The sequence below is a fragment of the Bacillus sp. TH30 genome (assembly GCF_016650875.1).
Taxonomy (GTDB): domain Bacteria; phylum Bacillota; class Bacilli; order Bacillales; family Bacillaceae_G; genus Bacillus_A; species Bacillus_A mycoides.
In genome coordinates this window covers 4,485,311-4,497,573 of sequence record NZ_JAEKEY010000002.1, presented here as the reverse complement: position 1 = coordinate 4,497,573, position 12,263 = coordinate 4,485,311, and the positions used below count along the sequence as shown (strand labels likewise).

The following is a 12,263-nucleotide window of genomic DNA, read 5'->3' as shown; positions in this document are numbered from 1 at the left end:
ACTTTATAAGATCACTCGCTATTTCTCCTTATGATAAACTACTTCCCCTTGTAAAACAGTCATTAAAACTTTCGCATTTGGAATCTTATCGACACTCATTTTAGTAATATCCTCATTTAGTACTACGATATCCGCTGATTTCCCTACTTCAATCGAGCCAGTAATATTATCAAGACCTAATGCTTTAGCTGGCTTAATTGTATAAGCATCGATAGCTTCATGTACATCAGACAAGCCTTTCTCATCAATACTTAATGCATTCGAAATTGTCACAAGTGGATTCAGTTCGTTTACATCCCAATCACTACTAAGTGATACATTCGCGCCCGTTCCCCAAATTTTCCCTAACGGCATAATTCGTTTCATCTGTTGATCTGAAAAATACGTACTTGCCCAGCTTTGTTTAGGATCTTCTGCAAAATCATGACCTACTTGAAAATCAGCGCTAATACCTAGCTCAGCAAAACGTTTTATATCACTATCTTCTACCATTTCCACATGCGTAAGCGTATAAGGCTGATTCGCCCCTTCTTTTTTCGCTGCTTCAATTGCATTTAAACTCTCTCTTACCCCGCCGTCTCCAATCGCTTGAATCAATGCACCGTAACCAATTTTATTGAGTTCAGTCAACCACCATTTCATTTTTTCTTCTGGGATATAGTTCAAACCATATGGAGTTCCTTTAAACCACTCAAACTTATATTTTTCTAATATTTTAGCTGTACTATTAATATCACATTTAATTTTATAAGCATTTCGATTTAGTGCTTTCTAATTGATTTTGACTATTATTGAAGGCGACATATCAGCGATATTTTACTTCTATTCCGTATAGGTGTTAGCAAGTTCGTTTGCAAACTTGTTAGCACTTTTTTGTTTAGATAATACACGCATTTCTTCTTTAATATCTCTTCTTACTAGATCCCTCCTAAGGTTTAAAATTTATATATATTATTTTTAAAATTTATGTTATAGTTTCATATGTTAATTAATTACAATAATTTTCAAAAAGAGTATACATAGTCATATCAATCATGTTATTTGGGGTAGATTATTTTTAAAATCAGGAATCAAATACAGAAGTAAATACCGCGGTATAGCAAACGCGCTAGGTACAACAAAGGAAAAAACGGGATAAAGAATAAGTCATTGGGGGACTAGTAATGAAACATAAAGTGTTATCAGTAGCATTACCAATTTTGCTAATTAGTGGAGTAGGTTGTTCAAAAGACGTTACAGAAAGGAAAAAGGCTGATAGTTTACAAGTAGCTGAAGCGGAATCTGATAAAAGGGCCTTAGAGACTGTAAACAAAGAAGTAGATAAACTACGCAAAGAAAAAGATGAATTAGAGAAAAAAGTAGCTGAAGCGGAATCTGATAAAAGGGCTTTAGAGACCGCAAATAAAGAAGTAGATAAACTACGCAAAGAAAAAGATGAATTAGAGAAGAAAGTAGTTAAAGAACCAGGAATCAAAGAACGAGAAAGTAAAGATAAAGACACCATAACAGAGGTTCATAACCCTATAACGATAAAACAGTATCAAGAAAAGATGGAGACACTTTTTAATCAGTTTTCAAGGGAGCTACAAGCTACAAAACCGATATTTGCAAAGGATCAAACATTAAAAACAAATCAAGTGGAGTTAAAGAAACAATTTGAAGTAGTCAAGGGAGAACTTAGGAAGTTAAAAGAACTTGACCCACCTAAAGCGTACCATTATTTCCAAGAGCAACTAAGAGACGATGTGAAAATAATTGAAATATGCATAGACCAAATATTTGTAGGTTTAGATGAAAAAGATAATGAAAAGGCTAATTCAAGTTTAAAAGCTATGTATGGGTATATAGATGATATGGGTTTGACACTAAACGAAATAAGAAAAGTAGAAGGCTAATTTTTAGAGAAGGGTTATTTGTTAATGAAACATAAATTACTAATTTTAACGATACCTGTACTTCTTATAACAGGGGTAGATTTGAAAATGATGATTCAATCACTCCTAATTATACAGAACGTAAGTTCTTATAATATACGAACTTACGTTCTTTTATAGGGCTTTTTCAAGAAAACATTGGATAAAATCATTTTCAATATTGCCTAAAGTTCAGATTATTATTACTTAACTATCTTTATATAAAACACATGGAAATATTTACTTCAATTCAAAAACGTTATATTATTATATTCGTTAATTATGTATTTTAAATTTTAAAAAGGAGATGAAGTTTTGATTAAAACTAGAACCGTCATATTAGTTGTCTTTATAGCTATAATTTTTTGTTTCTCTATTAAAGTAATATTCGGTGATAAACCGGCATCGAATACAGAGTCATCTACTAAAGTTAAAGATGCTACCTCTGAACCACAAAAAGAAAAACTATCCGCACAATTAGATACGTTAGATTATAATAAGGAGACAAATAAACTCAATTTATCCTTAACTACCAATATTCCTGCTTCTACAAAAGCAACCATAAAAGTATACAGTTCAAAAAAATCAGATGAATACAATTATACCGCTACAAGTAGTGAGGTATTTAAAGATGGTAAATTACAAACAACTATTTCCCCGTCACAGCTTGTCGAAAACGGACAATACTATGTGAAAATACTTATTGATGTTTCAACTGCAGAATATACTTCTAAAAATAAACATCTCATTGATAAACTTGGAAGTAGATATGAAGTAGAAAAACAATATAGCGAAGATAAATTAGTGAAAATTCGCAATATTTCTTACGATAAATATAAAATTGACATTGACACAAAAAATATAATATCTATTGAAAACGGCTTTTCTGAACAAGAAGCACAACAAGAACTAGCTAAAATAAAAAAAGAACAAGAACAACAAGAAGCGCAACAACCTAAACAAAATGGAGTTCAGACTACAACTGTTGATGCAAATAGTAAGGGCGAAGCGTGGCTAAAATTATCCGAGGCAGAGAAACGAACATTAACAAACCGGCTAATTAGTAACTGGAAGTCTAATGGCTACACAGTTACAGTTGATGCTGATTGGTTTATCGGGGCTTTAGATGCATTCTATGGAACCCCAGAAACAAATGTAAATTCAATCGCGGATGCTATGACTCTATCTGGTGTCGCTGGCGGAGTAGTAAAAAAATAAAAAAATTCGACCGCCTGTAATAGGCGGTCTTTTCTTCGTTCAATAAACGCACATGTTACTCCACAAGAAGTTCAACAAACGTATGCGGCGTTAGAAGAACCTAAACGAGAGCGTTTTTGCAAACAACTCGTGTTTTATTCTAAAGTCTTAGCGGAGACTGACGAATTGTTATGATTTGATTGTAGAAGAAATCATTTCCATACTAAGAACCAGACAAATAAGTAAGATTTTTCTTTTCATACTCTTTCACCTTTTTATTATGATAAATTGCTTTCGTATATAGAATAAGGATTGACATAATGTTAATGTCAATCCTTATTCTCATTCTATTTTCGTACTAAAAAACAAATTTGTGTAACATACTCCTCTACTAAACAATCACATTCAGGTCCCTTTATATAAACTTCATATGGGTGACTATCTATTATATAGCCATTACTTTCCACCCACTCTTCTAATGCCATATAAGCATAACCTATATAGTCATAGCTGCCATAATGCATAGTAGTAACAATTTGATGCTGATTTAGCTTTTTTATTTCGCACTCTTGTAATACGCCTTTATTGTCTTCATTCATAACCGGAATTCTTAATTCAATATCACTGTGATTTGGAATATACTCTTTATCATAAAAAACTACGGATGGAGAACCGACTATTTGAAAGCTATTTTTTTGTACTTTTTCATATAAGTCATAAAAATAATCATCCATATCATCTATATCTATTTGTAATCTTTGAGCAATTACCGTTATTTCATTTCTCATGCCAATTAATATATCGTAACTTCTATGACGAGCAATATTTAAACCATTATTCATACTTACCATTTCATTCATTTCAGAAATAACCTGTAAATTTTGTTTCACCTCATGAGACAACTCTATAATTTGCGCTTGCATATGTTTAATAAATGAATTTTGATCTGCCGACTGGAGAATTACTTTAATTTTCGGTAAAGGAAACTTGTACTCCCTCAGCTTTTTAATTTTCAATGCTATTTCTAGCTGCCCTTGCTCATAATATCTATATCCATTTATCGGATTCACATATGCTGGTTTTAATATCTCCTCTTTGTCATAATGCCTTAGCATCCGTGTACTCATTTTACAAATCCGCGAAAATTCAGTAATTGTATACATATAAATACCCCTTGAATACATTTTCTTATAAGCTTATTTATTAAAACCAATCAAAAATTTTTCTAATTGAAGAACCTTCATTCTGATTGCTCAATTTTTTCATTTTCGAAGGCAACAAATGACTCGGACAATACCACGTTAAACAATTCATTGCGCCTCCCATTGTCGATATTTCTCCTACATGAATTTGAATAGCTTGTTTCTTAGTATGTTGTTGAATATATCGTAAAACTTCCCCATCTTTAGCTAATCCAAACTTAGGAATGTAAATCGTATCACATGTTTCTAACATATTTATATATAACCCTTTTGCCGATGCTATTTCTTGATCATATTGCCCCTTTTCTGTATATGAAGAAGGAACAACTATAAATTCAGCTTCTGGCATTTGTTCTTGAATAATCTCTTGAACATTATATCTAAATTCATGATCTCCTAAAAAATCACTAATAAACATTGTATGTTCATCAATAAATTTAACCATTCCATCTGCGTGTGCAAGTACATCTCCTTCTTCAGCAGGAATAATAATAACCCGGCTCACATCTAAATCCCACTCTAATTGCTCAATTATTTCCTCTTCTGTCCAATCATCGTTATCATCAAATATGCGTTCTGTTAATATAACGGTATCTTTTTTATTCCAAATAAGATTACCACCATCCAATATTAATGGTGATTTCACATACTCAAAGTCATTTTTCTTCAACCATTTATTAAATTGTTGATCTAAATATCGTCCTTGATCATCTGGTAAATAATTTGGTCGATATTTAAATTTAACAAGATGATTTGTTACAACTGGTGCAACATCTCTTAGCCAAATATCATCATACTCAAAAAAGCTTGTATGAAAGTCTTGCTCTTCAACCGATAAAGATATAAGTTGATCGGTAAATGATTTTTTTCATTTAAGTATTCATTAAAGTAAATAATGTCTTCATAAAATGGTTGATAATATTCATTCGATTCGTCTGGTATTGCAGTAAAAATAATTCCATTATGTTGTTGTTCCATATTATTTACCTCGCTTTTAATAATGATTGAATAACTGATTTCAATAAGCCATCTATTTCTCTTTTCATTACAATTTTTGAAACGTGCACTTTTCATGAATGGATTATAGCACGGAGAAATTTTATATATTTATATAAAAAATATAAAGTGAAACTTTAATCAGTGGGGGTTTTGTCCATCCCCACTGATTATCAGCCCTCACCAATCGGGCATTTACGGGCAGTTACCTTCCACCTAACTTCCTTGCATCCGCCAGGTTTTGAGCTGGGAGCTTTACTGCCCACAAATAGCGGGATAAAGCTGTCGTTAAGCCGTAAATTGACTCTTGACAAGATTTTAAAATGAAGTATTTCATGACAATATTAAAAATGTAATCATCGTACACAATTAACGATTAGATGATTTTTTTATCAAGATTCATATCCATTACTTCGAACAGACCGTTTTGATTATATAAATTTAATAAATGTGTTTCTACCCCTATACAAATCCCTTCTAGCGGAAGATCGTTTGGATCTTGACCAAATGGATCCTCAATTTCAACTCCTATTGCTTCAATCCCTATAAATGCAAAACTTATAAACGTAGTTGCAAGTACTGTAAACCATCCAAGACTATCAACAAGACCAATCGATAAAGTCCCGCAAAATATGAGCAGTAAAATTTTAATATGAGCAAAATATGCAAAAGGAATGGGCGTTGTTTTGATCCGATCACATCCACCCACAGCCGTAAGTAGAGTATTCAAATCAGCTTCCATATTAATTATTGCATTTGGATGAATTTGACCCGTTTTCAAACCTTTTGATAGTATAGTTTTTAACATAAAAACTATACTAATCGGTAAATGAATAGAATCAGTCAACATTTCTTTTTCCTTCTCAGAACAAATATCAAACAATGCTTTTATTTCGGATAAATCTTTTTCGTCTCTCAAATGTCCTTTCGCTATCTTTGGAAAAGCAATTAATAAATGTAAAAATTTTAGCTTTTCCTGATCCGTCTTTTTCCCTTCAGACTCCCAATGACATAAAAAACTAACTGCTAAATTTCTAGTACAAGCACCAACCGTGCCAAATAACTTTCTACCTTCCCAATACCTATCATAGGCAGTGTTAGTACGAAAAACTAACAGTAGACCTAAAGCTCCTCCAACAATTACCCAAGGAGTTTGATTAATTTTTATTTCTACATAATAATAATTAATCACAGTTACTATCGTTGAAATACATATATATAATAAAATTTGCGGGAAAATATCTCTTATAACTGTTCCCTTTAATGTAAATATTTGATGTAAACTATTTTGATTATTGTAATGAACCATATTTACAAAAACCTCTTTCCTTATTAACCTTTTATTCTTTTAAATTATGAAAGTATACAATTAAATAGTAGAATCATAAACCCTATTATTATAAAACTGGTTAAGATTATTTCTTTCAATACTGTTACTCCTTTTTACCAAAAGATAAAACATCTTTTTTGATTTAAACAACAAACGTTCACTCTTCTAAATCACGACGCATTATTTTAGAATTTGCAATGAATAAAGCACTAATTAATACAAGAATCGCGCAAGCATATATCAATGAATCCATTGGACTATCATGGTCTATAATAATTAGACGAACAATAGCCGTAATACCTATATATATAAAATAACGTAATGGAAAATGAAAGTTCATTTGAAAATACTTTATAATCATTACGATGAATTCAAAATATAAAAAGAATACGACAATGCTATCAATTAAATGATAACTAGATTCCTCACTATTTAATTTAAGTTCTTGTATAAATTGAATGACTTCTTTCATAAGAAACACACTTAAAACAATTCCCAAACAGATCAAAGCTACATTTATAATGTACTGTAGAACGATAGGGAAAAACGAAAATACTCTTTTTAAATTCTTTAACACAAACATTTTTCTCCTTTTCCATATAAAACAATAATGACAATATACTTTTATTTAATTATCGTTACATTAAAATTATACATTCCTATCTTGTTACAGATGTTAAAACAAGACAAAATAAGTAAAGATAGCATTTCACCTATTTTGTCTATAAAGCAACATAACGAAACTATAATCGATTACTTCAATTGAATCGGTTGTTGCTGTGTCACACAATGGATCATTCCGCCATTTTTATAAAGCTCTCTCACATCAATTCCCACTACTTTACGATCCGGGTATAATTTCTGAATCGTATCGTTTGCGATTTTGTCATTTGGATCATTATAGTTAGGCACCAATATAACTGTATTCCCAACATAATAATTGATATATGACCCCTTATAATCTAGAGTTTTTCCACCTTCTAAAGTAACTTTATCTTTACTAAGCGGTAAGTATTCGTACTTATATTTCTGTCCTGAAGCATTTTTTGCATCTAACAATTTATCCATATCTTTGTTTGACAAGCCCCATTCAGCCAAGTCATCTTCTGCCATCGTTACGATTGTAGATTTATCATGGAATTTAGCAAATCCATCAATATGAAAATCAGTAATATCTAAATTAGGCACTCCATCTAACCAAATAAAGTTTGTCACCCCAAGGTCACTTATATATTTTTCAATTTCAGCTTCTGATAAATCAGGATTTCTATTTTTATTCGTTACTGCGCTTCGAGTTAATAAAGCAGTCCCATTGCTGTCTAATTCAATTGCGCCACCTTCAAGGACAAATTTCCCCCAATCAATTCTTTCAATCCCTAATTGTTTACTAACATTCTCACGTATACGGGCATCATTTTTATATGGAGTTTTCTTTCCCCAACCATTAAATGCTGGATCTAATATTTTCAGATTTTTATTATTGTCATAAACAAAAATCGGTCCACTATCTCTTGCCCACACATCATCAGTAGGAGCGATAAAGAAATCAACTTTATCCATATTCAGCCCTTTATCTATTAAAAGCTTATTGATTCGCTCTTTCTCTTCCTCATCATATGCAACAATGTGGACTTTTTCACCCTCAGTTAAAGCACTTGCCATCTTAATCCAAATAGGTTCAACTTCTTGTTTATACTCTTGACCATATGTGTATTCATGAGGCCATTGTAGCCATGTACCTTCATGTTTATCTTTTTCATCCGGCATCGTATATTTCCCAGCGTTTTTCTGTACCTCTACTTTTTTATCCTCTTTCTCTTTCCCTTTGGCATTTTCATTATTCGCTTCAAAAGAACATCCACTAATAATCGTTGTAGATAATGTAGCTATTAAACAAAACTTTACTATTTTTTTCATTTTTCAACCTCCTGTTCATGTCTACAATACTGTAAGGCTTAACATAGTGTGAAGCTCAAGCTTTTTCATCAATGTAAAAATTACCAATTATTCTTCCGCATGATAATCACATAATTTCAATACAAATAGATGACATTCACAAAATACACTTCCTATATTTAACATCCATATCATTTAACTTCCTTCATAAATTTATTCTAATACTAATCCCCTCTCATACATGCTTGTTCACTAAATAAAAAAATCGGTATTGATAATTTTATATCAATACCGATTTTTAAATAATTATTTTCCTTCTATTAAATCATTCGCTAATTTCCTAAACTCTTGATTAAATGTATCATTCATACCATTTTGTACGTTAGAGAATAATATTACAAACGTTCTTTTATCCCAGTTAAAATTATTAAAAGTGTTCCAGCCAGCTAATACACCATGGTTATGATAATAATCTGGGTAAATATAGAAGCTAAATCCATATTTTCTCGCAGGTGATACTGTAAACATATCTGATAAGCTTTGTTTAGAAATCAGCTTTCCATCCATAATAGCCTCATCTAATCTTTTCATATCTTCAACGGTCGTATACATTTCACCACAACCATACAGCCAGTTCATTTTTAAGCGGGGTGCAGCTATTAACTCATTATCTTTTTTCGTGTAACCTTCTGCTAAGAAAATATCTTCAGGGAGAGTTGCACCCATACCAGATTCATTCATTTCAACAGGAGTAAAAATGTTTTCTTTCACATATTCAGCAAGCGGTTTATTCGATATCTTTTCTACAATATACGCAAGTACCATATAATTATAATCTGTATATTTCCATCCTGTCCCTGCAGGAAATTGCAACTTTTGCGCTCCAATCCACGTTACTAACTTTAAACGTGATGCCGCATCAACACTACCTTGTCCCTGATCTGGTAACCCGGACGTATGTGTTAACAAATTTCGTAACGTAATGTTTTTATCTGCTGGAAACGATGGAATATACTTATTTACATTGTCTTCAATATTCAATTTCCCTTTTTCTCTTAGCTGTAATATAGATATTGCAACTACTGTTTTCGTTATGGAACCGATGCGATATTTTGTTCTTGGCGTTGTTAAAACTTTATCTTTTACATTCGCATACCCGTAGCCTTTTCGTAAAACCACATTATTTTTATCCGTTACGAGAACCGTTCCGTTAAATCCTTTATCTTTTAAATATTGATCGAGTTTCGTTGCTGCAATATCATAACGTTTTTGCTGATTCGCATCAACTTTCGGTTGAACATTTCCAACTTTATCCTCAAAATTTGAAAATGCCTTCAAACTGTATTTCTTTTCTTTATTTGCATGTATGAGTGCAGCGACACTCCCACAAAAAATAGCAAAAACAAAGAAAGCGATTAACCATTTCTTAAACATATGGGAACCCTCTTTTATCTAGTTTCACTTTATACTTTTCCATTCTATTCTATATCTTTTAGTTTTTAAATATCTTATAATCTATCTACTCTATTATTCCTCATAGTAAACTAGATTCCTTTTTCTAACGTTCAAATTTTAACTACTCTCTATTGTAGTTCTTTTTTACAAAATTTCCACCTTACAATCGGATACATCCAACTTTAATTTGAATTTTTTATGTAACATTCGTTACAAATTAACAAGAATGGGGGTGTTAATTTGAAAAATACCGATAAGCACAATCGTTTAGATGATATGATGTTTCATTATCGAGCAACAAAAAATAACAATATAGTTTTAATTGAATATTACGGAAAACAAATTATGATTTTAAAAGGAAATGACGTTGAAAAATTTTTAAACAAAATAAATCGGACAAATAACGAAAAAGAAAAACAACTTATTATGGCTAAAATTACAGGTAATTTCAAAAGAGGAAATGAGCGTTAATGAAAACGAATCTCATTTCTAAATTGATTATACAGCATATTAAAAAAGAAATGTCACTCCCATGACATTTCTTTAGATTTTCTTCATAAAAGATTTACATTTTTAATATTCGTTTACTTTTACATAAACTCACCGCTGAGACGCTTAGTAATGCAGCTATCCCCATCCATGCATATGTGTAGCCTTTTCCATCTACTATATAACCAAACAAAGCAGGTGCAAAGATAATAGCAATTTGATTTAATGTAAGCGCAAAACCCACTGTCATCCCTACTGATTCCTCACTTGCAGACTCAGCAACTTCGACCATAAAAAGACTAAACCAACCGATCGCAAATGTAATTGAAGCTAAGAAGAGTTTTGATTTTACAACAATTAATAGTTTACTGTTTGTATGTAAAAGTTTAGGAGCCGGCCGGCAATATAGAGTATAAAAAAACATTTACCCCAAAACATAGCCTGTATTCCTTATACATTTGATACAAACTTTGATGGTGAATTTGTTATTAATAGATATAATTGGATGGAAAATAAAAAAAGTCGTTCTATGATTTTGGAGAGTACTTAAGAAATGTTTGCTACGGCCAAAAAGGTGGTATTGAGCCACCTGAGAAAGAGATTGAAGGATTAGAAAAATACGTATCATATTACCGACATCTTGCATAATATTTTTCAACATAAAAAAATATCGGGAAGCCAATATAAAGGCTTCCCGAACATTCTAATGATGCATAAATAACACTAAAATCACTTTTCCTTTTTCATTTCCCCACATTTCAACAAAGAAAAGATACTCTTTTGGGAAATCTTCTAAAGATACTGGTTCATCAGTAAGGCAAATATTATAGTGATATTTTGTATCCCATTCTCCCCTCACATCATCTATTGATTCACGCTCTAAATTACTTTTTTGATCGTCAAAATAATGGGATATAAACACTTCTTCTATTCCACCGTTAAAAACCATTTGTTGCAGTTCTTCTAACGTAGGATTATTAGGATACACTTTATTTGAAACTACTATTTCATTGTTGTATAATCGCTTACTTTCATTGTCTATAAAATAACCTTTTCTTCTCATAACGCTCAGCCCTTTATGTGTAATATAACAAACAATATATTATCATATAGATAGATTACGCTCCAAATTACTTTTATCCTTTAGTACATCTACAAGTCACTTAATTTATGTGTGTATTAAAGGATAAAAAAAAGGGCCTATTTCACTTTGAACTATTCTCTGATGTAGACATCAAAAATAATAAAAACATTATAAGCGGTCGTAACCCTATAAATTATACAAGGTTACGACCGTTTATTTTATTATTAAATGGCTACCCTTTACCCTCCGCAGACAACGCATTGTTAAATCATTTTCTACCTTTTAACTCCATTAATTACAATATAAAAATATTTTTCTATTACCCATAATAAATACTCCATAATTTTCAATACGTAAAAATTGATTCGTCTCGATTTTCTTTCTCAATATTCGTTTTTGTTTATGAAACCAAGCGGAGATCAATTACGTATAATTGCAAAGTATATTGAATCTGGACAAATCAAACCTATAATCGATCGCATTTTCCCTTTTGAAGATACTCAAAAAGCAATGGAATATTCAGAGTCTGGAAGAGCAAAAGGAAAGATAATTGTAAAAATCAAATAATAACAAAACTCCATTTTTTTAAAATGGAGTTTTATTATTTGCTGTTAAATAGACATAGTGCAATGAAGTCCTTACAATAGATTTCAAGGGGAAATATCATATTATACTTTTAGCTAATTTTACAAAGAATACAT

10 protein-coding genes and 5 pseudogenes are annotated in these 12,263 nt (G+C 31.3%); 6 read left to right on the top strand and 9 right to left on the bottom strand.

Annotated elements, in window-relative coordinates:
* Positions 1-18 precede the first annotated feature (18 nt).
* A pseudogene (locus tag JFU20_RS25270) lies at positions 19-735 on the bottom strand (amidohydrolase family protein); the annotation flags it as partial.
* Positions 736-1,163: 428 nt separating this feature from the next.
* On the opposite strand from JFU20_RS25270, the gene JFU20_RS25265 reads away from it, so the two are divergent.
* From JFU20_RS25265 to JFU20_RS25260, 3 genes are all read left to right on the top strand, one after another.
* The gene (locus tag JFU20_RS25265) at positions 1,164-1,895 is read left to right on the top strand and encodes a V-type ATP synthase subunit I domain-containing protein (RefSeq protein WP_002146422.1); all 732 of its coding nucleotides are present in this window, start codon (positions 1,164-1,166) and stop codon (positions 1,893-1,895) included.
* Between the two features lie 24 nt (positions 1,896-1,919).
* Positions 1,920-2,054: a hypothetical protein gene (locus tag JFU20_RS30465; protein WP_002146421.1), complete on the top strand. Its 135-nt coding sequence runs from the start codon at positions 1,920-1,922 to the stop codon at positions 2,052-2,054.
* 174 nt (positions 2,055-2,228) lie between these two features.
* Positions 2,229-3,131 (top strand): hypothetical protein, encoded by a 903-nt coding sequence (locus JFU20_RS25260; RefSeq protein ID WP_201039003.1) that lies wholly within the window; start codon positions 2,229-2,231, stop codon positions 3,129-3,131.
* 326 nt (positions 3,132-3,457) lie between these two features.
* On the opposite strand, the gene JFU20_RS25255 is transcribed toward JFU20_RS25260, so the two are convergent.
* The 6 genes and pseudogenes from JFU20_RS25255 to JFU20_RS25230 form a co-directional block, all read right to left on the bottom strand.
* Positions 3,458-4,273 (bottom strand): MerR family transcriptional regulator, encoded by an 816-nt coding sequence (locus JFU20_RS25255; RefSeq protein ID WP_002146419.1) that lies wholly within the window; start codon positions 4,271-4,273, stop codon positions 3,458-3,460.
* 40 nt (positions 4,274-4,313) lie between these two features.
* A pseudogene (locus tag JFU20_RS25250) lies at positions 4,314-5,290 on the bottom strand (agmatine deiminase family protein).
* A gap of 394 nt (positions 5,291-5,684) precedes the next feature.
* The gene (locus JFU20_RS25245; protein WP_201039001.1) at positions 5,685-6,617 is read right to left on the bottom strand and encodes a bestrophin family protein; all 933 of its coding nucleotides are present in this window, start codon (positions 6,615-6,617) and stop codon (positions 5,685-5,687) included.
* Positions 6,618-6,795: 178 nt separating this feature from the next.
* Positions 6,796-7,215: a phosphate-starvation-inducible protein PsiE gene (gene psiE, locus JFU20_RS25240; RefSeq protein ID WP_002165314.1), complete on the bottom strand. Its 420-nt coding sequence runs from the start codon at positions 7,213-7,215 to the stop codon at positions 6,796-6,798.
* 176 nt (positions 7,216-7,391) lie between these two features.
* Positions 7,392-8,555 (bottom strand): agmatine deiminase family protein, encoded by a 1,164-nt coding sequence (locus JFU20_RS25235; protein WP_002014187.1) that lies wholly within the window; start codon positions 8,553-8,555, stop codon positions 7,392-7,394.
* A gap of 285 nt (positions 8,556-8,840) precedes the next feature.
* Positions 8,841-9,968, bottom strand: coding sequence for a serine hydrolase domain-containing protein (locus JFU20_RS25230; RefSeq protein ID WP_002014186.1), 1,128 nt, complete (start codon positions 9,966-9,968; stop codon positions 8,841-8,843).
* A gap of 261 nt (positions 9,969-10,229) precedes the next feature.
* Between JFU20_RS25230 and JFU20_RS25225 the strand changes: the two genes are divergently transcribed.
* Positions 10,230-10,460 (top strand): hypothetical protein, encoded by a 231-nt coding sequence (locus JFU20_RS25225; protein WP_002165313.1) that lies wholly within the window; start codon positions 10,230-10,232, stop codon positions 10,458-10,460.
* A 94-nt stretch (positions 10,461-10,554) separates the two neighbouring features.
* Here the strand turns inward: JFU20_RS25225 and JFU20_RS25220 are convergent.
* A pseudogene (locus JFU20_RS25220) lies at positions 10,555-10,797 on the bottom strand (hypothetical protein); the annotation flags it as partial.
* Between JFU20_RS25220 and JFU20_RS30235 the strand changes: the two are divergent.
* Positions 10,790-11,126: pseudogene (locus tag JFU20_RS30235) on the top strand (YdcF family protein); the annotation flags it as partial. The pseudogenes JFU20_RS25220 and JFU20_RS30235 overlap by 8 nt on opposite strands.
* Positions 11,127-11,181: 55 nt before the next feature.
* On the opposite strand, the gene JFU20_RS25215 reads toward JFU20_RS30235, so the two are convergent.
* The gene (locus tag JFU20_RS25215) at positions 11,182-11,541 is read right to left on the bottom strand and encodes a hypothetical protein (protein WP_002014181.1); all 360 of its coding nucleotides are present in this window, start codon (positions 11,539-11,541) and stop codon (positions 11,182-11,184) included.
* A 402-nt stretch (positions 11,542-11,943) separates the two neighbouring features.
* Here JFU20_RS25215 and JFU20_RS25210 point away from each other — a divergent pair.
* Positions 11,944-12,129, top strand: a pseudogene (locus JFU20_RS25210) (zinc-binding dehydrogenase); the annotation flags it as partial.
* Between the last annotated feature and the right edge of the window lie 134 nt (positions 12,130-12,263).

Bases quoted from the DNA above. Each gene is read 5' to 3' on its own strand.
- JFU20_RS25265 (WP_002146422.1), top strand. From the start codon at position 1,164: ATGAAACATAAAGTGTTATCAGTAGCATTACCAATTTTGCTAATTAGT.
- JFU20_RS30465 (WP_002146421.1), top strand. From the start codon at position 1,920: ATGAAACATAAATTACTAATTTTAACGATACCTGTACTTCTTATAACA.
- JFU20_RS25255 (WP_002146419.1), bottom strand. From the start codon at position 4,273: ATGTATACAATTACTGAATTTTCGCGGATTTGTAAAATGAGTACACGG.
- JFU20_RS25245 (WP_201039001.1), bottom strand. From the start codon at position 6,617: ATGGTTCATTACAATAATCAAAATAGTTTACATCAAATATTTACATTA.
- JFU20_RS25235 (WP_002014187.1), bottom strand. From the start codon at position 8,555: ATGAAAAAAATAGTAAAGTTTTGTTTAATAGCTACATTATCTACAACG.
- JFU20_RS25230 (WP_002014186.1), bottom strand. From the start codon at position 9,968: ATGTTTAAGAAATGGTTAATCGCTTTCTTTGTTTTTGCTATTTTTTGT.
- JFU20_RS25215 (WP_002014181.1), bottom strand. From the start codon at position 11,541: ATGAGAAGAAAAGGTTATTTTATAGACAATGAAAGTAAGCGATTATAC.